Here is a 25,794-nt window from a genome sequence, read left to right on the forward strand (position 1 = left end):
CGACAGGGTAGCGAAACTCAGTGGCAGTTCTGCGGATTGAAGCCCTGCACCGAAGTGATCGCCACGCGGTCCTGCGCATAATCCTGCGGGGTGTTGCCCGGCGAGACGAGGCAGGACTTGCCATAGGACACGGTCTGGATGCGCGACGGGCTGACGCCCTTGGCAACCAGGAAGTCCCGCGCGGAATTCGCACGGCGATGGCCGAGCGCAAGGTTGTAGGTCTCGGTGCCGCGCGGATCGGCGTTACCGGCGATCAGCACGTCGACATTCGGATACTTGGCAAGCCATTGGCTCTGGCGCTCCAGAGTCGCCTGATCGGCACCGGTCAGGCCCGATTTGTTGAAGCCGAAGAACACGCGGTCGCCGACATCGGCGACGAGCTGCTGCTCGCTGCCCGCGGCCGGGCCAGTCGAGGTCGCCATCGCGCCGGAGCCAGTCGAGGCGCTTTCGGTTTTGGGAGTATTGGAGCAAGCGGCCAGCAGGGCAACAGCAGCAAGTGCGCCCAGAGCTTTGATTTTCATGTGTACCGTCCCGGTGTTGGGTGCCAAAGTTGAATTACCGCCGAAGGTGATCGGCGTGTATCGTCGTTCAGATCAAGCCATCCCGACCCGCCTGCCCCGGATTGACTGAGAGAGCCCAGCCGCACCCACGACAAACACGCCGAAATTCCGCGTGAATGGTCGGTGCGATGTTGCGCATCGTCCATTTCGCTTGACTCTGCATCTATTCCCGTTGCGGGGCCGGTTCAAGCGGGATGAGCCCCACTTCAACCGGCGGCGACCGATGATTTTACCAATTTTGCCGGCACGCGACTTTTTTAACACGGTTATCACGATATTTTTCCCCGTGGCGGGCATTATTCGCGGATTCACACCCGCCTGATAACCATCCGTTAACTTTTATGTGCGATTCAGGATCACGAGGCCTTCGGTCTCCGTTTCCTCCCTATCCCTGGCGGCAAAGCCGCCGGAACCTTGGAGTGTGGCCGGCCAATCCGGTCACACTCCCCTCTTTCCGCCTATTTCGACCCGTCCGGCTGAAAGCCCTTCACACCCAGTTGCCAGAACAGGAACGCATCCTGATCCGCGAGAGACCGCACCTCCTGATCCTTGGTCGAGCCGATGCCGTGGCCGGACTGATAACTCACCCGCAGCAGCACCGGCCGTCCCGAAACGCTCGCCGCCTGCAACCGCGCCGCGAATTTACCCACTTCCCACGGCTCGACCCGGGGATCATTGGCGCCAGTGATCGCGAGAATCGCCGGATATTTCACCCCGTTGCGGATATGCGCCATCGCGTCCATCGCATAGATCCAGTGAAAATCCTTCCTTTTCAGCACATTGCCGAACTCAATCTCGTTGGGCGGCCCGTTCGGACTGAACTGCATGCGCAACGCATTGGTATCGCCATGGCTGTCGATCGCCGCAGCAAACAGATCGGGCCGCCACGCCACGGCCCCGCCGATCGTGATGCCGCCCGCCGAACCGCCCTCCCCGGCCAGATGCGCCGGCGACGTGTAATGTTGATCGACCAGATATTGCGCCGCCGCGATGAAATCGAACACGGTGTTGATCTTGGTCGCCTTCATCCCGGCCTTGTGCCAGGCATCGCCATACCAGCCGCCGCCGCGCACATGGGCAACCGCGATGATCCCGCCATGATCGAGCCAGGGCAGGAAGGTCGGCGCGAAAAACGGCGTCAAGGTGATGCCGTAGCTGCCATAGCCGATCAGCAAGGTCGGGTTCCGGCCATCGAGCCTTGTACCCTTTTTCATGATGATCGAAACCGGAATCATCGTGCCGTCCCACGAGACCGCCTTGACCTCCTTCGATTCGATACCGGCAAAACTCACCTTCGGCGGCGGCTCCAATCCGGTATTGGTCACCGCTCCGCTCTGCGGCGCATAATTGTACCAGGCCGAAGGCGTGGTCCAACCGGCGAGGCGGAACCACACCCCCGATCCGTTCGGGTCCGCGAGAATCTGCCCCAGCCCGCCCTGAAACGGCATCGCGGCCTCGGTCGTCGCATCGTTCCCGTAGGCCACGCGCTTGACCCGCCCCATGCCGTCGCGCATCGCGCCGACATAAAGCGCATGCTGCCCGGCGGCGAGGCTGATGATCACATCCCGCCCCGGCGGCACCACGGTTTTCGGTGCGGACGTGCCGGACAGATCGTAACTCACCACCTTGAAGCGCGGCGCGCCGTTCGGGGTGATCACGTCGAGTCGGTCGCCATGCAGCGCAAATCCCGCCATCTGCACGCCGCGTCCCGCAATCTTCCGCCATACCGGCTTGCCGGCTTCCAGATCGGTCAGCTTCGTCGCATACACATCGTCGATCGTCTGGAGTTCCTCGTTCTCGGTGAACAGGCCGAGGACGTAAGGGGAGTTGGGCGAACTCGCCACCAGCGCATCCTGCGACAGAGTCATCGGCACGCCGGACGCAATTTTCCAGCCGAACACCGGCTTGTCGGTCGCGCCATCCGCATCGCTGGCATCGAGCATATGCAGGTAATCGCGGCTCTTCTGATAAAAATCCGTCACCGGCGCGTGCGGGCCGAATTTGTGCAGCCGGTAGTAAATAAAGCCCTTCGAATCGGGCAGCCATGCGATCGGCGGAAAATCGGTATTGTCGCCGTCGATCCGGGTAATCCCGATCGGCAGCAGCTTGCCGGTCGCGACATCGAGCACCCGCAGCTTCGCCTGCTCCGACCCCCCGCCCGATACGCCGAACGCAATGTATTTCCCGTTGGGTGAAACAAAATAATAATTCAGCGCCTGCGGAACATGGTTGGTGCTGAACCGCATCGGGTCGATCAGCAGACGCGGCGTGCCGCCGATCCGGTCGAGCACGAACAGATGCGCCGTGTTCTGCCCCGGTGCGACGCCCATGTAGAAAATCCGGCCATCCGCCCGCGTCACCCAGAAGACCGAGGTGCCGACATTGGCGTCCCGCTTGATCTCCTCATAGAGCGCCTGCTTGCCGGGAATCGCGGCCAGCACCTTCCTCGTATAGGCATTCTGCGTCTTCATGAATGCCGCGAAGCGCTTGCTGCCGGGCTTTTCCATCCAGCGATAATCATCGGTCACCGGCGTTCCGAAATCATGGCTGACATGTGCAACGATCGGTGCGGGCGGTGGTTTGGGGATCGACGCCGGGGCGGCAGGGCTCGCCAGCGCCGGACCCGCGAAGGCGAGAGCAGGGAGAACGGCGAACCAGCCACCATGGTGTCGCAACATCGAAGACCTCTGGAACAGTTGAACTTCACCGCTACCGGAAAAATCCGCCACGGCCAATCATAATGAAAACCCTCGCTTTCGCTTCGCCGTACGATCATCTGCAACCGAAGGTCATCTGCGGTTAATCGATCCCGATTTGCGCGATCATTACGGATCGTTTATTACTGTTAGTTAAAGATGTTGATTTTTTCAACGTTTTTTAGGCTTGCTACCTCTAATTTGTAGATTCAACCTGAGCAATATACTAAGTCTCAAATCATTAGACGACCCGCTTCTATTTTATTTTTTAGACACTTTTGGTTTTACGATCAGAATTGCGCGGGGTGGGATTTCAACTTGGCTATTTGGCGTTACGGCGATCATATCTTTTAAGACCGATCAGACCCCAGGAACCCCGTTCCGGGGGTTTATTCGTTGCGCTGCCGCCGCTTGACATTTACGCCCCGGCACGCTCCCTGCCCGACCATGTCAGACCCGATCGCCACCATCGAAACCGAAGCGTACGCCGCCATCGCCGCCGCCGCCGACCCCGCCGCGCTCGATGCGGTGCGGATCGCCTTCCTCGGCAAATCCGGCCGGGTCACCGCCCTGCTGAAAACCCTCGGCAGCATGGATGGCGAGGCCCGCAAAAGCTTCGGGGCCGCAGTCAACGCACTCAAGACCGGTCTCGCCGCCGCGCTCGAACAGCGCCGCGCCCTGCTCGAATCGGCGGCGATGGAGGCACAGCTCAAAGCCGAACGAATCGACATCACCCTCCCCGCCCATTCCACCCGGACAGGCTCGATCCACCCGATCTCGCGCACCATCGAGGAACTCACCGCCCTGTTCGGCGCCATGGGCTTCACCGTGAAGGACGGGCCCGATATCGAGGATGATTGGTATAATTTCGGCGCGCTCAACATCCCCGCCCATCATCCGGCGCGGGCGATGATGGACACGTTCTATCTCAAGGCCACCGGTCGCAACCGCCCGATGGTGCTGCGCACCCAGACCTCGCCACTCCAGATCCGCACGATGCTGAGCCAGACACCGCCGATCCGCGTCATCGTGCCGGGCCGGACCTATCGCTCCGATCACGACGCCACCCACAGCCCGATGTTCCATCAATGCGAAGGGCTGGTGATCGATCGCGGCATCACCTTCGCCCATCTCAAGGGCTGCCTGGTCGATTTCCTGCGCGCCTATTTCGAAATCCCGGACCTGAAGGCGCGGTTCCGGGCAAGCTACTTCCCCTTCACCGAACCCTCGATGGAAATCGACATCGCCTGGGACCGCAAGACCGGCACGATCGGCGCCGGATCGGACTGGCTGGAAATTCTCGGCTCCGGCATGGTCCATCCCAACGTGCTGGCCAATTGCGGTATCGACCCGCGCGAATATCAGGGCTTTGCCTTCGGCATGGGCGTCGAGCGCATCACCATGCTCAAGCACGGCATCCCCGATCTTCGCAGCTTTTACGAAAGCGACGTGCGCTGGCTCGCGCATTACAGCGCTTCGCCACTCGCCCCGGTCACGCTGCACGAGGGGAGCGCGCCATGAAATTCTCGCTTTCCTGGCTCAAGACCCATCTCGCCACCGAGGCGCCGCTGAGCCGCATCACCGAGGCGCTCAACAATATCGGCCTCGAAGTCGAAGCCGTCGAGGATCGCGCCGCCGCCCTCGCCCCGTTCGTGATCGCGCGGGTGATCGAAGCGACCCCCCACCCCAATGCCGACCGCCTGCGGGTCTGCCGGGTCGATACCGGTTCGGGCGAGGTCTCGGTGGTCTGCGGTGCCCCCAATGCGCGCAGCGGCATGACGACCGTGTTCGCACCGCCCGGCGCCTATATTCCGGGCAGCAACATCACCCTCAAGATCGGCGACATCCGCGGCGTCGCCTCCGCCGGCATGTTGCTCTCCGCCCGCGAAATGGGGTTGGGCGAGGATCACGACGGCATCATGGACCTAGCTGACGACCCGCCGGCCGGCACCGGTTACGCTGCATGGGCCGGGCTCGACGATCCGGTGATCGAGATTTCCGTCACCCCCAATCGCGGCGATGCGCTGGCGGTGCGCGGCATTGCGCGCGATCTCGCGGCGGCAGGACTCGGCACGCTCAAACCGTGGTCACCCCCGCCGATCGACGGCAGCGGACCCAGCATGATCCAGTGGCGCGACGAGTTCACCGAAGCCTGCCCCTGGGTGCTCGGCCGCACCGTGCGCGGCGTGCGCAACGGCGCAAGCCCGGACTGGCTGAAACAGCGCCTCGAATCGGTCGGGCTGCGACCGATCAACGCCCTCGCCGACATCACCAATTTCTTCACCACCGATCTCGGTCGCCCTCTCCATGTGTTCGACGCGAACAGGATCACCGGCCCCACCCTCACCCTCCGGCGCGGCGCGGGCGAGGCATTTCGCGGGCTGCACGGCAAGGATGTCACCGTCACCGCCGATGATTGCGTGATCGCGGACGATGCAGGGGTCCAGTCGCTCGCCGGAATCGTCGGCGGCGAGGCAACCGGCTGCGATGAATCAACCACCGATGTCTTCATCGAATGCGCCCTGTTCGACCGCGTCGCAATCGCGCTCACCGGCCAGCGCACCGGGATATTTTCCGACGCACGGCAGCGCTTCGAGCGCGGGATCGACCCCGCCCTGCTGCCCGCAGCCCTCGATGCCGCGACCGCCATGGTCATCGCCATCTGCGGCGGCACCGCCTCGGCAATCACCGAGGCAGGCACCCAACCGGCGTGGCAGCGGCAGGCGAGCCTGCGGTTCGAACGCCTGGCGAGCTTCGCCCGTGCCGACGTCACCGCCGATCGCGCGGTCGAAATCCTCACCGCCCTCGGCTTTGCCGTCGCAGCACGGGATGCGGCAATGGTCACCGTCGATGTCCCCTCCTGGCGCAACGACATCGCGGCGATGGGCCTCTCCGGCGGCAGCGCGCTCGATCAGGCGCCCGATCTCCCCCCCGATCACGCCGCCGCCGCGCGGGAGGGTGCGCTGGCGCTGGAACCCGAGGTCGATCTGATCGAGGAAATCCTGCGCATCGAAGGTCTCGACCGCATCGTACCGGTCTCGCTCCCGGTCCTCGGCGCGGTGCCCACCGCCACCCTCACGCCCCGGCAGGCCCGCAGCGTCCGCGCCCGGCGCGTGCTCGCCGCGCGCGGCATGGCCGAATGCGTCACCTTCAGCTTCCTCGATCGCACCACCGCCGCACGCTTCGGCGCAGCACCGGAAAACCTCGCCCTCGCCAACCCGATCGCCGCCGATCTCGACCAGATGCGCCCGACCCCTCTGGCCACCCTGGCCAAGGCCGCCGCCGCCAACGCCGCGCGCGGCTTTGCCGACCTTGCTTTGTTCGAAATCGGCCCCGGCTACCGCGACGTCTCGCCCGAGGGTCAGGACCAGATCGCCGCCGGCCTGCGCACCGGCCTCACCCCGCTCTCGTGGGTCACCCCGGCCCGCGCGGTCGATGCGTTCGATGCCAAGGCCGATGCATTCGCTCTGCTCGCCGAACTCGGCGTGCCGCTCGAAGCGCTGCAGATCACGCCCTCCGCCCCGGCCCATTACCACCCCGGCCGCGCCGGCACGATCAAACAGGGCCCGAAACTCACGATCGGCCATTTCGGCGCGCTGCACCCCGCTCTGTGCACGGCGCTCGACCTGCCCGGCGGCAGCGTCGGCTTCGAGATCGACCTCGGCGCGCTGGCCGATCCGAAACGCCGCCGCAAAACGGCACCGGTCTTCTCGCCCCTGCAACCGCTCCGGCGCGATTTCGCCTTCATCGCCGATGCCGATATCGCCGCCGATGCCGTGCTCCGCGCGGCCAAAGGAGCCGAGCGCACCCTGATCACCCAGGTCGAACTGTTCGATCGCTATGCCGGTGACAAACTCCCCGCCGGCAAGGTCTCGCTCGCCATCGCGGTGCACCTCCAGCCGAAGGAGAAAAGCCTGACCGATACCGAGATCGAGGCGGTATCGGCCAAAATCGTCGCGGCGGTGACCAAGGCGACCGGCGCCACCCTGCGCGGCTGAGGCTTACTGCACCTGCGGACTGGGCAGCGGCATGGTTCCGAGCGACTGGCCCGGCACCGCAGCCGGCCCGGTCAGCACCGGGCTGCCGCCGGTCATCGGTGCTGCTGCGCCCGGCGCGCCATCGAGCGGCTGGGCGACGATGCCGCTATTGCCGTTATAAGCCGGCGGCAGGGTCGATGCCGCCGGTGCCATGCTTGCACCCGGCCCATAGGCGAGCCATTCCGGCAGGCTCTTCTGGATCTGGTACTGCAATTCCACGTTCATATCCGCCATCATCCGCTTGGTCAGCGCATAGAGCGCCGCGCGCATCCGGTCCGGCGACTCGTTCGAAGGCGCGGTCTCGCTGCGCGACACCGTGGCATCGGCATACCCCACCCGCTCGCCATTGCTGGTATCGACGCTGAGTTCCACCGTCATGGTGCCCTGCAGCGTATCGCCGACCTGATCGAGCGACGCGCGCTTGATGGTAAACACCGCCGAACCCGGACTGCCATCGCCGATCAACCGTTCATGCGCCATCCGCTCCAGCACCGCCGCCGGGGCTTCGGGCGCCAGCGCGATCATTTGTGCGGCGTTCGGCCCCGGCAGATAGTCGTCGCGCACCTCGACATTCGCGACCTTCAGCGTGATCTGCGGCAGATAGGTATATTGGAGCTCCGGAAAACTGGTCTGCACCGGCGGCTCGCTCGAACACGCGGCGAGGCCGAGCGGGGCGGCCAGCGCAAGGACGGCGATGAGGCGTGCGGCTTTCATGAATGATCCTCGTTGCGTTCAAGGTTGCGTTCGCCCGGTTCGGCGGGAGTGATATCGGCACGCGGAAACCGGAAATCGACGTTGCAGAACTCGCACGTCATCGTGATATCGCCCTCGATCGTCATATGATCGAGATCGTCCTCGGAAAACCCGTGCAGCACGTCGGAAAGCCGCGCCCGCGAGCACCGGCAGCCATAGGCCAGCGGGCGTGGCCGATCCACCGCGACACCCTCGCCATGAAACAGCCGGTACAGCAGCCGGTCCGGCGGCAGCGCATCGTCGAGCAGTTCCGCCTCGGTGATCGTGGCCGCGAGGATCTTCGCGGTCCGCCACGCTTCCTCCTGCGCCTCCTCGGACAATTCCGGGTCGATCCCGCCCGCCCCGGCGATCCGCTCGATGATCAGCGCCGAAGCCCGCCACCCGGAAGGTGTCTCGGCACACGCCAGATGAATCGCACAGGGCAATTGCTCGGAGGTCGCGAAATAATGCAGCGCCATCTCCGCCAGCGTCTCGCCCTCAAGGCTGACGATCCCCTGATGCCGCTCGGTATCCGGCCCCTGATCCACGGTGAACGCCAGATACCCGTCGCCCATCAGCGCCCGCGCGCCCGGTGCTTCGGGAAGCGCCGCATCCTCGGCCAGCCGCGCATAGCCGCGCAGCGCCCCCGCATCGGTGCAATCGGCCAGCAGCATCGGCACCGGCCCATCGCCCTTGGCCTGAAGCGAAAACGTGCCGCTGAACTTCAGCGCGGTCGCAAGCCCCGCCACCAGCGCCAATGCCTCCCCCAGCATGGTCCGCAGCGCCACCGGATGATCATGCCGGGTCAGCAACGCATCGGCCAGCGGTCCCAGCCGCACCAGCCGGCCCCGAACCGGTTGTTTCGGCAGGAAAAACGGCGTCACCCCGCGCGGCACCGCAAGGTCGGGCACATCGGGGCGGGAACGGTCCAGAAACGGCGGCAGCGTGCTCATCCCCCCTAGATAGAGGCAGGCGGCGGATTTTGCCATTGCCGCGCGCCGCAACCCATCAAACCGCTTGCCCCGCGTCACGCCGCACGGTAGCGATGCGCCATGACGGAGCATGATGACGGCGACCTGATCGCGGCAATCCACGCCCTCTCGCACGCCAGCGTACTGGTCGTCGGCGATCTGATGCTCGACCGCTACGTCTATGGCCGGGTCGAGCGCGTCAGCCCCGAAGCCCCCGTCCCGATCCTCTCGGTCACCCGCGAAATCTCGATGCCCGGCGGCGCCGGCAACGTGGTGCGCAACCTCACCGCCCTCGAAGCCGCGACCGCCTTCGTCTCGGTGGTGGGCGACGATCAGGAAGGCTCCGACCTCACCGCCCTGATCGGCGGCCAGCCCAATGTCGAACCCTGGCTCCTGGTCGAAAACGGCCGCGCCACCACGATCAAAACCCGCTACATCGCCGCCGGCCAGCACCTCATCCGCGCCGACCGCGAACTGATCGCGCCCTTGCCGGAAAAACTCCGCGACCGCCTGCTGAAAATCGCGTCCGATGCCATGGCCGCCACCTCGGTCACGGTCCTGTCGGACTACCGCAAAGGCGTCCTCGCCCCCAACCTCGCTTGCGCCCTGATCGCCAACGCCAAATCGATCGGCCGCCCCGTCGTGGTCGATCCCAAGGGCACCGACTGGTCGCATTACGCCGGGGCCGACGTCATCACCCCCAACCGCCGCGAACTCGCCGCCGTAACCGGGCGCAACCTCGATGACGAAGCCGCCATCGTCGCCGCCGCGCGCGAGCTGATCGCCCAATTCGGCTTCGGCGCCGTGCTCTGCACCCGCGCCGAAGACGGCATGAGCCTGATCACCGCGAGCACCGAACGCCACTACCCCGCCGAAGCCGCCGAAGTCTACGATGTCTCCGGCGCGGGGGACACGGTGGTCGCCGTCCTCGCCGCCGGCCTCGCCGCCGCCCTGCCGCTCGAAATCGCCGCCCGCCTCGCCAACATCGCGGGCGGCCTCGTGGTCGGCAAGGTCGGCACCGCCGTCGCCCGCCCGAACGACCTGATCGATGCGGTCAAGCCCGCCTCCGGCGCACTCCGCAAGGTCGTCACCAGCCAGGTCGCCGCCGAGGCCGCCGAACGCTGGCGCCAGCGCGGCTGGCGCGTCGGCTTCACCAATGGCTGCTTCGACCTGCTCCACCCCGGCCATATCCATCTGCTCGAACAATGCCGCGCCGCGTGCGACCGGCTGATCGTCGGCATCAATGCCGACAGTTCGGTGCGCCGCCTCAAAGGCGCCACCCGCCCGGTCCAGCCCGAAGCCGCCCGCGCCGCCGTCCTCGCCTCGCTCGCCAGCGTCGATCTCGTCGTCATCTTCGAGGAAGACACCCCCCTCGAAATGCTCGAGATCATCCGCCCGGACGTGCTGGTGAAAGGTGCCGACTACACCCGCGAAACCGTGGTCGGCGCGCGCGAGGTCGAATCCTGGGGTGGCCGCGTCATGCTCGCCGATCTGCTCGACGGCCACTCAACCACCGCGACGGTGCAGCGCCTGCGGGGCTAATCCTCCATCACCACCGCGACATGCCCCTTCTCACCGGCATAGCCAAGATACCGATACCGCCGCCCGCCCGCCGCGCAGAATTCCTGAAACGCCTTGTATTCATGCTGCCGCCAGCCGGGATAGTTGAAATACTCGTCGAACACGATCACGCTCCCCGCCACCAGGCGCGGGCCTAGCAGATCGAAGATCGTCCGGGTCGATGAATAGATATCGCAATCGACATGGAGCAGCGCGACCGGCTCGCTCGCCTCCGCCAGAAACCGCGGCAGCGTCGCATCGAACCACCCGACATGCAGCCGGGCATTGGCCGGCACTTTCGGCGGCGTCCCCTGCCGGTCGAACGTCCCCCGCGCCGCCGCCGTGCCGGACCAGTCATCCGGCAGGCCCTGAAACGAATCGAACCCGTGCACGATACGCGTCGTCGCATTGGCGAGGCAGGTGATCGAAAGCCCCTTCTCGACCCCGAATTCCAGCACCAGCCCGCTCTGGGGTGCCCGCGCCAGCGCAAAGCGCAGCAGCGCGAACCGGTCGCGCAGCATCATCGCCGCCTGCATGTGCTCAACAATATAGGCCACCGCCTCACGCTTGGCGTGGAGCCGCACATCGAACGCGATATCGTTCAGATACCACGAATGCAGCACCTTCCGGTACGCGCGCGCCATCAGCCCGCCGCGCAACCCCCGTTGCAGGATCGCCATGCCTAGAGCGGTTTCGGCACGCCGGCCTCGGCGAGGGCGGCGGTCTGGCGCGCTTCGAGCGCCGATTCGTCGAAATCGGCCACGGTCTCGTGGAACAATTGCTGCCAGTTGAGTTCCGCCCGCAGCCGCAGGAACACGCTGCCCAGCCCGATCGCCGAGCGATCCATCAGCACGAACTCGCGCGGCGGCCTGATCCCCCCGGTGCGCTTCAACCCCTCATGCACCCGCTCGGCCACGCTCCGCCCGTAGGTCACGTCGTTGGTTTCCTGGATCGGCCGCACACGGTCCTGCATCAGCGGCTCATACAGGAAGCGCGCCCAGTCGTTCAAGACATCGAGCTTTTCCTTGGTGATGTCGGTGAACCCCCAGATTTTGTAGGCGTGATGAGCGTGCTCGTCGTCATTGTCGCGAATCGCGTTGAACAACTCGATCACCCCGGCCACGAAATTCGAGCCGAACACCCGGATCGCCCCGAAATCGAGCAGATTAATCCCGCCCTCCGGATTGACCTGATAATTGCCAAGATGCGGGTCGCCATGGATCACCCCGTAGCGGTAAAACGGCACGTACCACGCCCGGAACAGCGCACGGGCAATCCGGTTGCGCGCCTCTAGCGGCGGATCGGTATCCAGCCAGGTCTGCATTCCCGTCCCGGTCAGCCAGGTCATGGTCAGCAGCCGCTTGGTCGAGAATTCCGGCACCGGCGTCGGGATCACGATATCCGGCTGCCCCTCCAGCATCAGCGTATAAAGCCGCGCCTGTGCCGCCTCGCGCTGGTAATCGAGTTCCTCGCGCAACCGCGTCGCGAGTTCGACATAGATATCCTCCTGATGGATCGCGTTATCCATCCGCTTGTACACCGCCATCGCGAGCTTGAGCTGGCGCAGATCGGCCTCGACCGTGCTGGCCATGTCGGGATATTGCAGCTTGCACGCCACATCCCGCCCATCCGGCAGCATCGCGCGATGCACCTGCCCCAGACTCGCCGCCGCCGCCGCCTCATGGCCGAAACTGCGGAACTTCGCCTCCCAGTCCGGCCCGAGTTCCGCCGCCATCCGCCTGCGCACGAACACCCAGCCCATCGCCGGCGCATTGGCCTGCAGCTGCGCCAGTTCCTTGGCGTATTCCTCGGGCAGCGCATCGGGAATCGTGGTCAGGATCTGGGCGACCTTCATCATCGGCCCTTTCAGCCCGCCCAGAATCGTCTTCAAATCCTCGGCATGGCGCGCCCGGTCGGTCTTGATCCCGAACACCCGGTTGCCCGCCACCCGGGCCGCAATGCCCGACACCGCGCCCGAGGTGCGGGCGAACCGCTTGAACTCGCCGAACAGGGTGCTGCCCGAATCCACTTCGTTGACCATATGACCTCAGTTTTCCAGTTCATCGATAAATCCGGCAATCACATCGAGCCCCCGCTGCCAGAAAGCCGAGTCCGCCGCGTCGATGCCGAACGGGGCGAGCAACTCGCCATGGCGTCTGCTCCCGCCCGCGCGCAGCAAATCGAGGTAGCGCGCCGCAAACGCCGCACCGCGCCCCGAAGCGACCTCGTCCTGATAAATCCCGTAAAGCGCATTCACCAGACAATCACCGAACGCATAGGCATACACATAGAACGGCGAGTGGATGAAATGCGGCACATAGGCCCAGAACATCCGGTATTCGTCGCTGAAGGTGAAGGCCGGGCCGAGGCTTTCGCGCTGCACCCCGAGCCAGATGTCCCCGATCTCCTCACCCAGCAATTCGCTGTCCCGCCGCCGCTCGTGCAACCGCTGCTCGAAGGTGAAAAACGCGATCTGGCGCACCACGGTGTTCAACATGTCCTCGACCTTGCGCGCCAGCATCAGGCGGCGCCGGGCGGGATCGGTCTCGCCATCGAGCAGGCTGCGAAACGTCAGCATCTCGCCGAACACGCTCGCGGTCTCGGCCAGGGTCAGCGGCGTCCGCGCCAGCAGATAGCCCTGCTCCGCCGCAAGACTCTGGTGAATCCCATGGCCGAGTTCATGCGCCAGCGTCATCACGTCGCGCGAGCGGCCATGATAGTTCAGCAGAATATAGGGGTGGACATCCGGCACGGTCGGGTGCGCGAACGCCCCGCCGGACTTGCCCGGGCGCGGCACCGCATCGATCCAGGCATTGGTGAAAAACCGCTCGCCGATAGCCGCGAGTTCCGGGCTGAACCCGCGATAGGCCGCCAGCACATGCGCCTGCGCCTCCGGCCACGCCACGGGCCGGTCGGCATCGTCCGGCAATGGCGCGTTGCGATCCCAATGCTCCAGCCGGTCGAGCCCGAGCCAACCCGCCTTCAACGTGTAATACCGGTGCGCAAGGCGCGGATAGGCCGAGGTCACCGCCGCCACCAGCGCCGCCACCACCTCATCCTCGACCCGGTTGCTCCGGTTCCGCGCCGAGATCGGCGTGGGATAGTGCCGCCAGCCATCCTCGATCGCCTTGTCCTTGGCGAGCGTGTTGGTGATCAGGGTGAACAGCCGGGCATTGCGCTGCAACACCACCCCGATCGCCCGACCCGCCGCTTCCCGCACCCCCCGGTCGGGGTCGGACAGGCGGTTGAGCGCCGCGCTCAGGGTCAAGTCCTCCCCCCCGACCGGCACCCGCAGCGCCGCGATCGTCTCATCGAACAGGCGCGACCACGCGGCATGGCCGGTCACATCCTTTTCGTGCAGCAGGCGCTCCAGATCGTCGGATAACTGATGCGGCCGTCCCTCCCGCAAATCGCGCAGCCACGGCGCATAAACGGCAAGCCCCCCCTCATCGGCCAGCGCCGCGAAGGGCGCATCCTCGATCCGGTTGATCTCAAGGGTGAAAAACAACAGCCCGGTGCCGATCGCGGTGATCCGCTCAGTCACCGACTGATAAAACCGCCCCGAAACGGCACTGCTCGCATCGGCGCTGAACACGAGCTGCGCATAGGCATGCAGCCGCGCCAACCGCTGTTCGAGCGCCTCATAGCGCCGGATCGCTCCGGCCAGCCCCGCCGCATCGAGTTCGCTCACCCGCCCGCGAAAATCGGCCCCGAACGCCCCGCAATCGGCGGCAATCGCCGCGAAATCCGCCTCGATCGCGGGATCTTCGGTGCCGCCATACAGATCGCCGAGCCGCCATTCCGGCAGGGGCGCGAGATCGCCGCCGCCACCGAGATCGTCAGGGGCGCTGGCCGGGAGGTTGCGCGTGATCGGTTGGTTCATGGACTTCACAAATAGGCGCGAACGCCCGGGCGTCAAATGACGATCGGCTCAAACCACCCCGCCCCCGGGCTGGCGCACCGCACAGCACCCCGGTATCAGCGTTGCCACGATGAATTATCGTCATGCCTTCCATGCCGGCAACGCCGCCGACTGCGTCAAGCACGCCCTGCTGGTCTCCCTCGCACGCGCCATGCTCGCCAAACCCAAACCGCTCTTCGTGCTCGACACCCATGCCGGAATCGGCAGCTACGACCTCACCGCCGCCGAAGCCACCCGCACCGGCGAATTCCACAACGGCATCGCCAAGCTGCGCCACAGCCCCCCCGAAGCGCTCGAGGATTTCGTCGCCCTGAGCGGCACGGCGGATCGCTACAACGGCTCCCCCGCCCTGATCCGCGCCCTGCTGCGCCCCGGCGACCGCCTCGCCCTCTGCGAACTCCACAAGGAGGACGCCGCCACCCTCCGCCGCCGCTTTCACGGCGATCCGCAAATCCAGATCCACCAGCGCGACGGCTACGAAGCCCTCACCGCCCTGCTCCCCCCGCCCGAACGGCGCGGGCTGATCCTGATCGACCCACCCTTCGAACGCACCGATGAATTCGCCGCCATCACCGCTGGGCTCGGCGTGGCGTGGCGCAAATTCCGCACCGGCGTGTTCGCCATCTGGTACCCGGTCAAGCACCGCGCCCCGGTCCGCGACCTTTTCGATGCGATCGTCACCAGCGCGATCCCGGATGTCATCACCTGCGAAGTCATGTTCCGCCCGCCACTCGACCCCGCCCGGCTGAACGGCTGCGGCGTCCTGATCGTCAATGCGCCCTACGGCTTCACCACCGCAGCACCCCCGATCCTGAACGCCCTGCGCGACCGCCTCGCCGAACCCGAAGGCTCAGCCGGCATCTCGGTCCTCACCGAAGAAACCCCGAAATGACCCCCCCAACCCTCGCCGTCATCGGCACCGGCGCCTGGGGCACCGCCCTTGCAATCACCTATGCCCGCGCCGGGTATCACGTCACCCTCGTCGCCCGCACCGCCGCACAGGCCGACCATCTCGCCCGAACCCGCGACAACCCGCATCTCCCCGACATCGCCCTGCCGGCCGCCCTGCGCGTGACCGCCGAAGTCCCGCCCGCGCCGATCCTCCTGCTCTGCCCGCCCTTCCAGCACCTCGGCACCACCCTCGCCCGCATCCCGCCCGGCAACGCCACCCTCGTGCTCTGCTGCAAGGGGGTCGATCGCGCCACGCTCCGCTTCGGCCCGGAAATCGCCGCCGCCGCCCATCCCGCCGCCCATGCCGCCACTCAAATCGCCCTGCTCACCGGCCCCAATTTCGCCCATGAAATCGCAGCCGGCCACCCCGCCGCCGCCGTGCTGGCGATGGCAGACCCCGACGCCCGCCACGCCTTGATCGCCCAGCTCGCCACCCCGCGCTTCCGCCTCTACGGCAGCCCCGACCTGATCGGTGCCGCCCTCGGCGGTGCCGCCAAAAATGTCATCGCTATCGCCGCCGGTGCCGTGATCGGTGCCGGCCTCGGCGAAAATGCCCGCGCCGCCCTGGTCACCCGCGGCCTCGCGGAAATCGCCCGCCTCGCCGTCGCCCTGGGCGGATCAGCCGAAACCATCGCCGGCCTCGCCGGATTAGGCGACCTGATCCTCACCGCCACCGGCCAAAGCAGCCGCAATTTCCGCGCCGGCCTCGCCCTCGGCCACGGCCAACGCCCCGACCCCGCCACCGGCATCATCGAAGGCCTCGACACCGCCCCGGCCCTGCTCGCCCGCGCCCACGCCGCCGGATGCGACATGCCGGTCACCGCCACCGTCGTCGAATTGCTGGCCGGAACCATCGGCCTGAACGACGCGATCGAGCGATTGATGCGACGGGGGCTGCGGGACGAGGGTCAGTGAAGCAGCAACGAAGTCTTTCGTTTTTCGCCTGACCCGGAGGAATTTACACCCGGCGGCGCTGACCTGACCTTTACCGACGCGGCTACCAGCCGTGGCGGCACCCAGCAGAAAAACCATATAATAGTTCTTGCATGTTTTCGTGAAAACACGTAACCGTGAGCGCAACGTCCATATTAAAAGACCGTAAACTTGCGGTCATATTCTCAGGGAGCGACCACAATCATGCAGCCTAACCACGCCAAATCCGGTATCAAGATCAATCTCGCCACCACCATGTCGGCGGTGCTGGCGCTTACGCTGTCGGGCATGTGTGCCGCGGAGGCTGCCGGACCGGTGGCCCCTCCGCTGGTGACCCCCGCATGGGTCGCCGCCCATTTGCATACACCGGGTATGGTGATCGTCGAGGTCTATGATTTCGACAAACAAAAGCCCGCCTACGCGAAAGAGCACATCCCCGGCGCGGTCTTCACCGGCTTCCTGAGTGACCATTGGCGTATTCCGATGAACGGCCTGCCCTTTGTGTTGCCCCCCGAGGCGACGATAGCCAAGGTTATCGAAGGCGTCGGTATCAGCAACAACAGCCGTGTCATTCTGGTGCCCGGCGGCGCGGTCAAAGGCGATTTCCCGGCCACGACCCGGATCTACTGGACGCTGCGAATGGAAGGGATGAACAACGTTTCGATCATGAACGGCGGCGATCATGCCTGGCTCGCGAACCCCAAGGATGTGGTTGCCACCGGCGATCTCACCCCCGCTGTCGGGAAGTTCACGCCGCATTACGATGCTGGCCTCCTCGCAACCCGCAGCATGGTTCAGGCCGATCTGAATACCCACAAGTTCCAGCTCGTCGATGCGCGACCGGCAAAACAGTATGACGGCAAGGTGAAGCCCGGCGTGGACAAGAAAGCCGGAACAATTCCGGGCGCGCTCAATCTGCCGTTCTCCGTGGTGCTGACTGCCGATCATGAAGGGATCATGGACCGGGCCGGCGTTGAGGGCGCCATGAAAAAGGCGGGTATCGCAACCGACAAGCCGACCTATACGTTCTGCAATACAGGTCATCTCGCCTCGCTCGATTGGTTTGCGCTGCGCGAGATCGCCCATGTGCCGGATGTGAAACTCTATAGTGGATCGATGTCGGAATGGACCCGCGATGCGTCCTTGCCGGTCGTCGATGGCAAATCCGCATTTTGAACCATCATCCTCCCGTCACTTTCGCCCCGAGTGAAATAGCATGAGCCAAGCAAATCCAAGACCACAGCCCAGACCACGATGGAACCCCTATCTATCGGGTATAGCCCTCGGTGTTGTCCTGTTCGCAACGTTCTTCGTCTCAGGGCACGGCCTCGGCGTGACCGGGGCAACGACCTCGATGACGGCTGTCACCGTTGCGGCGGTGGCCCCACATGCCATCGGGCCGCAGGATTATCTGGCTGCCTATGCCCGTGCAGGGTTGAACTCCTGGATCGTCTGGGAGGTCCTCGGCGTCGTCATCGGCGCGCTTGCCGGCAGCCTGATCGGCCGCAGGTTCAACGCGCAGATCGATGGTCCACCGCGGCTCCGGTCGTTCGGTCGGCTTGGTCTGGCCATACTCGGGGGGGCAGTGTCGGGTTTCGGCGCCCGAATGGCGATGGGGTGCACCAGCGGTATGGGCCTCTCGGGCTCCGCACCTCTCGCCGTTGCCGGGTTTCTGTTCCTGATCGGATTTTTCGCCGCGGGTGTCGCGTTCGGCACTGTGTTCAAACCTCTCTGGCAAAGAAAGTCATTCTCATGATGATCCCCTGGTCCGGGCTGGTCCTCGGCGTTTTATTCGGCCTGATCCTTGAAGGCGCAGGTTTTGGAGATCCCGGCTGCCTGACCGCGCAACTGCGGTTCAGCAACTGGGCGGTGTTCAAGGTCATGTTCACCGCCATCGTGGTCAGCAGCATTATGCTGTATGCGTCACGGGCATTCGGGTTGATCCATCTGTCGGATATCTTTGTTCCCTCGGTGTATTTCTGGGGAACGCTGCTTGGCGGGGTCGGTGTCGGCATCGGCATGGCGGTCGGCGGTTATTGCCCGGGCACCTCGGCCGTGGCGATGGCCTCCGGACGGCTCGATGGCCTGCTGTTCCTGGTCGGCATCGGCGGCGGTACGCTCGCGTTCAATCAGGTCTATCCTTCAATCAAGCCCTGGATTTATGCTCAGACCGGACCCGCATCAATCACCGTGCCCCAGTTGCTGCACGTGTCTCCCTGGGGCGTTCTTGGCGCTCTCATGGCTATATTGGTCACGATCAGCTGGCTGGTCGATCGAACCAGATCAACCTCAATCCCCGCCACCGTCGCCCCGTTCGCGCCGGCAGGCACGTCTCAACCGAAACACTAGGATCACACGCGATGGCAAATAGCCGAACGAAATCATCCCGCCGTACAGTTTCACTGCTCGCAGTCGCGATCGGCTTGACACCGGCCTTGCCGGCTGCCGTCGGGACTTTCAACCCGATCGGGATCAGCGATGCCGCAACGCCGCAAAATCCCTGCGCCCCGTCAGCATCGACCGCCAAGGCTCAGTCACAGACTCCAGCCAAAGCCATGAAAAAAACAAAAAAGAAGCCGGCAAATCCCTGCGCCCCCTGACGTCCCCGTCCCGGGCGGTCCGCGCCCGCGAAGCAGTGACCGGGCAAATCATCACCTGGGCTTCACTGGGACAAAGCGCTCCGGCCCGCGTGCTCGCGGGCACGGAGCGCTTCACCGAGTGGGCCCGCTACCCGCAACCCGATGCGGTCGATCCGGACAGTTTGTGGCGCTTCTATTACCACGCGCATCCCCGGTCGGAGCGCCTGCACAACGAGCACGGACATTTTCACATCTTCGTCCCTGCGTCGGCCAACGTCAGGTCCGAGCCTCCTCCCGCGAATTCCCATCTCATCGCCGTCTCCGTCGATTCCAAAGGGCTGCCATTACGCCTGTTTACCACCAACCGCTGGGTGACGGACGAGGTCTGGCAAACCGCCGATGCGATGATCCGGCATCTGAAGTCACCTTCACTGCATCATGCCGAGCCGCGCGATGTTGCGGAATGGCTCAATCATCTGATTGTCATGTTCGGATCAACCATAGAAGCGCTCCTGAAGGCCCGCGATGAGCGCCTCAGTACCGGCGGCATCCTTCGGCATAAATCTCTTGAGGACCGCCGCCTGCGGATACCGAGTCAGCGAAGGATCAGAATCGAGTAACGACAACTCGAAGGAACCGGAATCTCCAAGTCGCTGCAGGCAATGCGACCGTTCAGGGCGTGGACCCATTGCAGCCGGATCGTCTCTGATCGAGCCTCCGAACCGCCCGCGACTCCGATCAGGAAAATTTTTCGCTTCTTTTTTACAAAAAGGAAGCCCGTCCCTGACCTGACCTAAACCCCGAACGCCTCGGCAATCCCGCCCACCCGGTCGGTCACGATATCCCATGCCTCCGCCGGTTTCGCCCGGTCGCCGGTCCCCGGCCCGTGTTCGGCGGGGCGGCTGATGAAGGCGGTGGCAAGGCCGAAACTCGCGGCGGCGGCGAGATCGTCGTTATGGGCGGCGGCGAGCATCACCTGATCGGGCGCGAGGCCGAGCAGATCGCACGCCCCGAGATAAACCTCGGCGTCCGGCTTGTAATGACGGAACAGATCCGCGCCGAACGTGACATCCCAGGGAAACAGGTTGCGTTTGGCAAGCGAGACCTGCAGCGCCAGATGACCGTTGGAAAGCGGCCCGATGATCGCGACGCTCTTGAGACGCCCCAGCCCCTCCGCCACGTCGGGCCACGGCGCGAGCCGGTGCCAGAGCCGCACCAGATGTTCGCAATCGGCATCGTCGAGCGGCCCGATTTCATGGCGGCGGGCAATGTTCATCAGGGCATCGCGATGCAGATCGTCCAATATGGTCCACGGCACCAGCCCGCGCCGCACCCGGTCCATCGAGGGCCGATAGGCACGCCGCCAGCTATCCGCGATCTCGGCCCAGTCGGCGGAAATCCCGCGCGCCGCCCCGAACGCGGAAAGCCCCGCGATCACGCTGCCACGCCAATCCACCAGCGTGCCGAACACGTCGAACAGCACCGCCTTCGGTGCGTCCCGTAGCCGTGCCACGCCTAGCGCCCGTAGAGCAGCAGCACCACGACCAGCACGACTGCCACCGCCTGCAACCCGACGCGCCAGCGCATCAGCCGGTTCTGCCGTCGCGGATCGGCACCGGTCGTCATGCCGACCGCCCCGGTCAGCAGCACGGCGACCACGGCGATCATGTCAAGCCCGAGAAGAACGATCAGAAAATCACGCATTGGAGAGATATAGTCACAAAACGTATCGACGGGTAGAGGGTCGCGCGGTTGACATCACGCCGCCGCGCGCTTTCAGAGAAGCCCATGCGCCTGATCCGCTCCCTCGCGATCGCCCTGATCGTCTGCCTCGCCGGCATCACCCCGAGCCACGCTGCGGAAAACCCCCTGGCCGCCCTCATGGCCAAACCCGCCGCGACCCCCAAACCCGCCCCAACCACGCCCGGCACCACGCCCCACACCACGCCCGGCACCACGCTCGACTCCGCCCAGATCAACGCGGCGATCGCGACACTCAACAACCCCGCCCAGCGCAACGCCCTGATCGCAACCCTCCAGGCCATGAAGGCCCCCGCCGCCACCCCGGCGAAACCCGGCACCCCAACCACCACCACCATAACCACCGCCGCCCCCGCCATGGGCATCGGCTTCGTCCAGATCGCCGAGATGAAAACCCGCCTCGTCCTCGGCGAAATCATCACCGCCCTGCGCGAAGCGACCGATATCCGCCTGATCTGGCACTGGCTGGTCTTCGTCGCGACCGACGCATGGCTCCGTCAAACGGTCATCCACGCCGCAATCCGCCTCGCCGCCGTCCTCGCCACCGCCCTGATCGCCGAAGCCGCCGCGATCTTCCTGCTCCGCCGCCCGCGCGCCGCCATCATCGCCCGCGCCGCGCGCTGGCGCGATTCCCTCATCGCCCTTGACGCCGAAGACCCCGAAAGCGAAGCCGCCGGCCTCGCCGCCGCCGAAGCTGGCGAGACCGAGCCCCGCCCGCGCCGCCGCTCCCTCCGCCGCTGGTTCCGCCGCCTACCCTACGCGATCGGCCATTTCCTGCTCGCCCTCGTCCCGATCGTGATCTTCGCCGCCGTCGGCTTCATCTGGCTCTCCGGCAGCATCGCGAACGAACGCGTCGCCCGCCTCGTCATCATCGCGGTTCTCAACGCCTACCTCGCCTGCCGCGTCACCCTCGAAATCGCCCGCTTCCTGCTCGCCCCCCGCCACCGCGAAATCCGCCTGATCCGCACGACCGACCGCCGCGCCACCTGGCTCGTCACCTGGCTGCGCCGGATCATCGCGGTGATCGCCTTCGGCTACGCCGCCATCGCCACCGGCACCCTGTTCGGCCTCTACCACGCAGCAAGTCAGGTCCTCGTCAAGCTGGTCTCGCTGATCGTCCACGTCATGCTCGCGATCATGGTCCTCCAGGCCCGCCGCCCGGTCGCCGCGATCATCCGGGGCGACCGCCCGGGCCGCCCGCCGCGCACCGGCCTCGTCGCCGCCATGCGCGCCGGCCTCGCCCGCTCCTGGTACGTCCTCGCTTTGTTCTACATCGTCGCCCTCTGGATCGCCTGGGCGATCGGCGTCCCCCACGCCTTCGTCATCATGCTGAAAATCGTCCTGATCTTCGCCGTGATCATCTCGATCGCCCGCAGCATGACCACCTGGATCGACCACGGCCTCGAATCCGCCTTCGACCCGGACGCCGCCTGGCACGAGCAATACCCCATCCTCCACGCCCGCGGCCGCATGTACCTGCCGATCCTCAAGCTCGCGATCGGCGCGATCATCGCGGTCATCGCCGTCCTCGTAATCCTGCAACTCTGGGGCCTCGGCATCCTCAGCTGGTTCGCGGTCACCGCCATCGGCCGCCGCATTGTCGGCGCCGTTATCACCATCGCGCTCGCCACCATCATCGGCCTGATCGTCTGGGAAATCATCAACGCTGCCCTCGAAAACCACGCGGAACACCTCATCGCGCAAGGCCGCGCCGGCCGCGCCGCCCGCTACCGCACCCTCCTGCCGATGATGCGCTCCACCCTGCTGGTGATCATCCTCGTCATCGTCGCCCTCGTCGTGCTGAGCGCCATCGGCGTCAACGTCACCCTCCTGCTCGGCGGCCTCTCCATCTTCGGCCTCGCCGTCGGCTTCGGCTCGCAAAAACTGGTGCAGGACATCATCACCGGCCTGTTCCTGCTGCTGGAAGACGCGATGCAGGTCGGCGATTCCGTCACCCTCGGCGGCATGTCCGGCGTCGTCGAAAAACTCTCGATCCGCACCATCCGCCTGCGCGGCGGCGACGGCTCGCTGAACATCATTCCGTTCAGTTCGGTGACCACGGTCACCAACAGCTCGCGCGATTTCGGCTATGCCCCGATCAACATCGGTGTCGGCTACAACGAAGACATCGACAAGGTCCAAGCCGTCATCCATGAAATCTTCGAAACCATGCGCGCCGAACCCACCTGGGCCGCCCAGATCAGCAACGACCTCGAACTCTGGGGGCTCGACCAGTTCGGCGCCTCCTCGGTCAACATCGTCGGCCGCATCAAAACCCCCGCCGGCAAACAATACGGCGTCCGCCGCGAATTCAACCGCCGCGTCAAGATCCGCTTCGACGCGGACGGCATCGAACTCCCCTACAACTACCAGCGCATCACCATCGACCCCGCCGAATTCCGCCAAGCCTTCGGCCCCCCAAAAACCGACGCCCCCAAAACAACCGCTCCCACCACCGCCCCGGAAACGAATGGCTGACTCCCCTCACCCCGACCTCCTCAGGTCCGTCCCATGATGATACGAACTGCGCGCATGAACGCGATCGATCAGCGCCGCGCCCTCGCCAACCGCCTGACCACCGACGGCTACGCCTTCCTCGAAGGCCCGATCCTCGATTCCATGCTCCCGGAAGACGCCCTCACCCCGGCAAGCTGGAACCGCTTCGCCGCCAGTTGGGAAGGCATGCCGGTCGATACCTACATGGCCGATGGCGGGCGCTACCGCCGCCGCCGCTTCGCCGTCTTCTCAGCCACCCCCGGCGAAACCATCCACCGCAGCGCCCACCAGCCCCACTACCAGGCCCGCGACTACAACAGCCTCAACGGCGGCATCGAACGCTGGTTCGACCCGATCGACCCCGAAGTGGCGGACGGCCTCACCTTCCAGGCCCTGCTCGGCTTCACCCGCTCCCTGTTCGAACAACAGGCCGGCATCCACCCCTGGCACATCGAAGCCCACCAGTTCCGCATCGAAACCGGACCCGACGGCACGGGCCTCCCAACCCCCGAAGGTATGCACCGAGACGGAGTCGATTACGTCCTGGTCCTGATGGTCCGCCGCGCCAACATCCACCAGGGCACCACCACCATCCACACTCTCAACGGCAACCTCCTCGGCAGCTTCACCCTCACCCACCCGCGCGACGCCGCCTTCGTCAACGACCGCCGCGTCTTCCACGGCGTCACCCCGGTCGTCCCGCTCCAACCCACCGAACCCGCCTTCCGCGACGTACTGGTCCTCACCTACCGCAAAACCTGAACCGCCCGCTTGCTTGCCACAAATCCCCGGTTGCAGGCATAATCGGGGCATGGATATTTTTCACTCGATCCGCTCGGTCCTGGCGCCGCCGCACCGGGCCGGCCTGCCGTTCATCGCCGGCGGCCTCGTCCTCATCGTCCTCGGCCTCATCTTCGCCGGCTGGCTCGCCTGGATCGGCGTGATCCTCACTTTGTTCTGCCTCTATTTCTTCCGCGACCCCGATCGCGTCCCACCCCCCCGCGCCGATGCCCTGGTCGCCCCCGCCGATGGTCTGATCACCCGGGTCGACCTCGCCATCCCCCCGCCCGAACTCGGCCTGCCCGCCACCCCGCTCCCCCGCATCGCCATCTTCCTCTCGGTGCTCGATGTCCACGTCAACCGCATCCCCATGGCCGGCACCATCACCCGCATCGCCTACCGCCACGGCACCTTCGTCAACGCGGCCGACAAAGACTCCGACAACAACGAACGCAACGCCCTCGCCCTGCGCCTCGACAACGGTGCCGAAATCGCCATCGTGCAAATCGCGGGCCTGATCGCGCGCCGCATCCTGTGCGACGTCCACGAAGGCGACCACGTCGCCACCGGCGCCCGCTTCGGCATCATCCGCTTCGGCAGCCGCACCGATGTCTACCTGCCGCCCGGCACACTCCCCCTCGTTACCATCGGCCAACGCGCCATCGGCGGCGAAACCGTCCTCGCCAATATCGCCGCCACCCCCTTCGGCATCCCGCCCGCCGCCGACATCCCCACCACCCCCCCGCCCGGCCTGTGAACGATCCGCCTGTGCACGACCGGCCTGTGAACGACCAGCCGGTGAACGACGCCGGAAAACCCGCGCGCTTCGCCCTGCCGCGCCGCCGCCGCGCCCGCCGCCCCCGGCTGCGCGGCCTCAGCTTCAACCGCATGCTGCCCAACCTGCTCACCCTGGTCGGCCTCTGCGTCGGCTTCAGCGCCATCCGCTTCGCCCTCGATGGCCGCTTCGGCGCCGCCGTCATCGCCATCGCCGTCTCCGGCGCGATCGACGGTCTCGACGGCCGCCTCGCCCGCCTCCTCAAAGCCACCTCCCGCTTCGGCGCGGAATTCGACAGCCTGTCCGACTTCCTCTGCTTCGGCGTCGCCCCCAGCCTCGTCCTCTACCTCTGGGCACTCGATGATTGGGGCGCGTTCGGCTACCTCCCCGAACTCATGTTCACCGCCAGCATGGCCCTCCGCCTCGCCCGCTTCAACGCCGCCATCGATGAACTCCCCCACACCGATGACGGCCACCTCCCCGCCTTCCGCTTCGCCAACAACTTCTTCACCGGAGTCCCCGCCCCCGCCGGCGCCGCCCTCTCGCTCCTGCCCATCTACCTCGGCCTCGAAGCCGCCGAACACAACATCGTCTGGCTCGCCGACCTCGCCCGCGCCCCCGCCCTCAGCGCCGCCGTCCTCGTCGCCACCGCCCTGCTCTGCGTCTCCACCCTCCCGGTCTGGAGCTTCAAAAACTTCAAAGTCCCCCCCCAATACGCCCTCGTCCTCCTCCTCGGCGTCGTCGTCTTCGCCGCCATCCTCCTCGCCGACCCCTGGCTCGGCCTCGCCCTCATCGCCGCCGCCTACCTCACAATGCTCCCCTTCAGCCGCCGCAGCTTCAAACGCCTCCAGGCCGAAGCCGAATCCCGCCTGCAACCGGAACCTGAACTGGACCTCGGCGACAAAGGTGAAGATAAAGGCGAAGGAAGCTCAAGCGCTTCTTTTTTGTAAAAAAGAAGCAAAAAACTTTTATTCGTCTGGTCCGTGCCGTTTCAATGGCACGAAACCAGCATGGACTTCCTGCTGTTTCCCGAAATACCAT

Annotated in this window: 22 protein-coding genes; 13 read left to right on the plus strand and 9 right to left on the minus strand. The window is 65.6% G+C overall.

Annotated features, from left to right (window positions below):
• Nucleotides 1–17: 17 nt before the first annotated feature.
• Together SIL87_RS11675 and SIL87_RS11680 are read right to left on the minus strand one after the other, a co-directional pair.
• On the minus strand, nucleotides 18–521 hold the full coding sequence (locus SIL87_RS11675; RefSeq protein ID WP_319614357.1) for an OmpA family protein: 504 nt from the start codon (nucleotides 519–521) through the stop codon (nucleotides 18–20).
• Between the two features lie 497 nt (nucleotides 522–1,018).
• Nucleotides 1,019–3,238, minus strand: a complete 2,220-nt coding sequence (locus SIL87_RS11680) for a prolyl oligopeptidase family serine peptidase (protein ID WP_319614358.1) — start codon at nucleotides 3,236–3,238, stop codon at nucleotides 1,019–1,021.
• Between the two features lie 465 nt (nucleotides 3,239–3,703).
• Here SIL87_RS11680 and pheS point away from each other — a divergent pair, with 465 nt between their 5' ends.
• Both pheS and pheT read left to right on the plus strand, forming a co-directional pair.
• Nucleotides 3,704–4,777, plus strand: a complete 1,074-nt coding sequence (gene pheS / locus SIL87_RS11685) for a phenylalanine--tRNA ligase subunit alpha (protein ID WP_319614359.1) — start codon at nucleotides 3,704–3,706, stop codon at nucleotides 4,775–4,777.
• On the plus strand, nucleotides 4,774–7,254 hold the full coding sequence (gene pheT / locus SIL87_RS11690; protein ID WP_319614360.1) for a phenylalanine--tRNA ligase subunit beta: 2,481 nt from the start codon (nucleotides 4,774–4,776) through the stop codon (nucleotides 7,252–7,254). Before pheS ends, pheT begins: the two co-directional genes overlap by 4 nt.
• Nucleotides 7,255–7,257: 3 nt before the next feature.
• Here the strand turns inward: pheT and SIL87_RS11695 are convergent, their stop codons facing one another.
• Together SIL87_RS11695 and hslO are read right to left on the minus strand one after the other, a co-directional pair.
• The gene (locus SIL87_RS11695; RefSeq protein WP_319614361.1) at nucleotides 7,258–8,007 is read right to left on the minus strand and encodes a hypothetical protein; all 750 of its coding nucleotides are present in this window, start codon (nucleotides 8,005–8,007) and stop codon (nucleotides 7,258–7,260) included.
• A complete protein-coding gene (gene hslO, locus SIL87_RS11700; RefSeq protein ID WP_319614362.1) occupies nucleotides 8,004–9,014 on the minus strand; it encodes an Hsp33 family molecular chaperone HslO in 1,011 nt (336 codons plus the stop codon). The genes SIL87_RS11695 and hslO overlap by 4 nt, the downstream gene beginning before the upstream one ends.
• A gap of 63 nt (nucleotides 9,015–9,077) precedes the next feature.
• On the opposite strand from hslO, the gene rfaE1 reads away from it, so the two are divergent.
• Nucleotides 9,078–10,538 carry a D-glycero-beta-D-manno-heptose-7-phosphate kinase gene (gene rfaE1 / locus SIL87_RS11705; RefSeq protein WP_319614363.1) on the plus strand — a complete coding sequence of 487 codons (1,461 nt, stop codon included), beginning with the start codon at nucleotides 9,078–9,080 and terminating at the stop codon, nucleotides 10,536–10,538.
• Here the strand turns inward: rfaE1 and SIL87_RS11710 are convergent.
• From SIL87_RS11710 to SIL87_RS11720, 3 genes are read right to left on the minus strand one after another with little or no spacing between them, the layout of a single operon-like run.
• The gene (locus SIL87_RS11710) at nucleotides 10,535–11,236 is read right to left on the minus strand and encodes a class I SAM-dependent methyltransferase (RefSeq protein WP_319614364.1); all 702 of its coding nucleotides are present in this window, start codon (nucleotides 11,234–11,236) and stop codon (nucleotides 10,535–10,537) included. The two genes, rfaE1 and SIL87_RS11710, sit on opposite strands and share 4 nt — an antisense overlap.
• Nucleotides 11,237–11,238: 2 nt before the next feature.
• A complete protein-coding gene (locus tag SIL87_RS11715; RefSeq protein WP_319614365.1) occupies nucleotides 11,239–12,597 on the minus strand; it encodes an ABC1 kinase family protein in 1,359 nt (452 codons plus the stop codon).
• Nucleotides 12,598–12,603: 6 nt separating this feature from the next.
• On the minus strand, nucleotides 12,604–14,439 hold the full coding sequence (locus tag SIL87_RS11720; RefSeq protein ID WP_319614366.1) for a M3 family oligoendopeptidase: 1,836 nt from the start codon (nucleotides 14,437–14,439) through the stop codon (nucleotides 12,604–12,606).
• A gap of 109 nt (nucleotides 14,440–14,548) precedes the next feature.
• Here SIL87_RS11720 and SIL87_RS11725 point away from each other — a divergent pair, with 109 nt between their 5' ends.
• From SIL87_RS11725 to SIL87_RS11750, 6 genes are all read left to right on the plus strand, one after another.
• A complete protein-coding gene (locus SIL87_RS11725) occupies nucleotides 14,549–15,370 on the plus strand; it encodes a 23S rRNA (adenine(2030)-N(6))-methyltransferase RlmJ (protein WP_319614367.1) in 822 nt (273 codons plus the stop codon).
• Nucleotides 15,367–16,344 carry an NAD(P)H-dependent glycerol-3-phosphate dehydrogenase gene (locus tag SIL87_RS11730; protein WP_319614368.1) on the plus strand — a complete coding sequence of 326 codons (978 nt, stop codon included), beginning with the start codon at nucleotides 15,367–15,369 and terminating at the stop codon, nucleotides 16,342–16,344. Before SIL87_RS11725 ends, SIL87_RS11730 begins: the two co-directional genes overlap by 4 nt.
• A 273-nt stretch (nucleotides 16,345–16,617) precedes the next feature.
• Complete coding sequence (locus SIL87_RS11735) at nucleotides 16,618–17,538, plus strand: sulfurtransferase (protein WP_319614369.1); 921 nt, start codon at nucleotides 16,618–16,620, stop codon at nucleotides 17,536–17,538.
• Between the two features lie 40 nt (nucleotides 17,539–17,578).
• Nucleotides 17,579–18,118, plus strand: coding sequence for a YeeE/YedE thiosulfate transporter family protein (locus tag SIL87_RS11740; protein WP_319614370.1), 540 nt, complete (start codon nucleotides 17,579–17,581; stop codon nucleotides 18,116–18,118).
• Nucleotides 18,115–18,711 (plus strand): YeeE/YedE thiosulfate transporter family protein, encoded by a 597-nt coding sequence (locus tag SIL87_RS11745; protein WP_319614371.1) that lies wholly within the window; start codon nucleotides 18,115–18,117, stop codon nucleotides 18,709–18,711. The genes SIL87_RS11740 and SIL87_RS11745 overlap by 4 nt, the downstream gene beginning before the upstream one ends.
• Before the next feature lie 286 nt (nucleotides 18,712–18,997).
• Nucleotides 18,998–19,561: a DUF6969 family protein gene (locus tag SIL87_RS11750; RefSeq protein ID WP_319614372.1), complete on the plus strand. Its 564-nt coding sequence runs from the start codon at nucleotides 18,998–19,000 to the stop codon at nucleotides 19,559–19,561.
• Nucleotides 19,562–19,734: 173 nt separating this feature from the next.
• Here the strand turns inward: SIL87_RS11750 and SIL87_RS11755 are convergent, their stop codons facing one another.
• Nucleotides 19,735–20,454, minus strand: coding sequence for a haloacid dehalogenase type II (locus SIL87_RS11755; protein WP_319614373.1), 720 nt, complete (start codon nucleotides 20,452–20,454; stop codon nucleotides 19,735–19,737).
• A gap of 2 nt (nucleotides 20,455–20,456) precedes the next feature.
• Nucleotides 20,457–20,645, minus strand: coding sequence for a twin transmembrane helix small protein (locus SIL87_RS11760; protein WP_319614374.1), 189 nt, complete (start codon nucleotides 20,643–20,645; stop codon nucleotides 20,457–20,459).
• Nucleotides 20,646–20,729: 84 nt separating this feature from the next.
• Here SIL87_RS11760 and SIL87_RS11765 point away from each other — a divergent pair, with 84 nt between their 5' ends.
• From SIL87_RS11765 to SIL87_RS11780, 4 genes are read left to right on the plus strand one after another with little or no spacing between them, the layout of a single operon-like run.
• Nucleotides 20,730–23,180, plus strand: a complete 2,451-nt coding sequence (locus SIL87_RS11765; protein ID WP_319614375.1) for a mechanosensitive ion channel family protein — start codon at nucleotides 20,730–20,732, stop codon at nucleotides 23,178–23,180.
• A 54-nt stretch (nucleotides 23,181–23,234) separates the two neighbouring features.
• Nucleotides 23,235–23,960, plus strand: coding sequence for a 2OG-Fe dioxygenase family protein (locus SIL87_RS11770; protein ID WP_319614376.1), 726 nt, complete (start codon nucleotides 23,235–23,237; stop codon nucleotides 23,958–23,960).
• A 49-nt stretch (nucleotides 23,961–24,009) separates the two neighbouring features.
• Complete coding sequence (locus SIL87_RS11775) at nucleotides 24,010–24,735, plus strand: phosphatidylserine decarboxylase (RefSeq protein ID WP_319614377.1); 726 nt, start codon at nucleotides 24,010–24,012, stop codon at nucleotides 24,733–24,735.
• A 41-nt stretch (nucleotides 24,736–24,776) separates the two neighbouring features.
• The gene (locus SIL87_RS11780) at nucleotides 24,777–25,703 is read left to right on the plus strand and encodes a CDP-alcohol phosphatidyltransferase family protein (protein WP_405055270.1); all 927 of its coding nucleotides are present in this window, start codon (nucleotides 24,777–24,779) and stop codon (nucleotides 25,701–25,703) included.
• Nucleotides 25,704–25,794: the final 91 nt, after the last annotated feature.

The organism is Acidiphilium acidophilum (genome assembly GCF_033842475.1).
In the GTDB taxonomy this organism is placed as follows: domain Bacteria; phylum Pseudomonadota; class Alphaproteobacteria; order Acetobacterales; family Acetobacteraceae; genus Acidiphilium; species Acidiphilium acidophilum.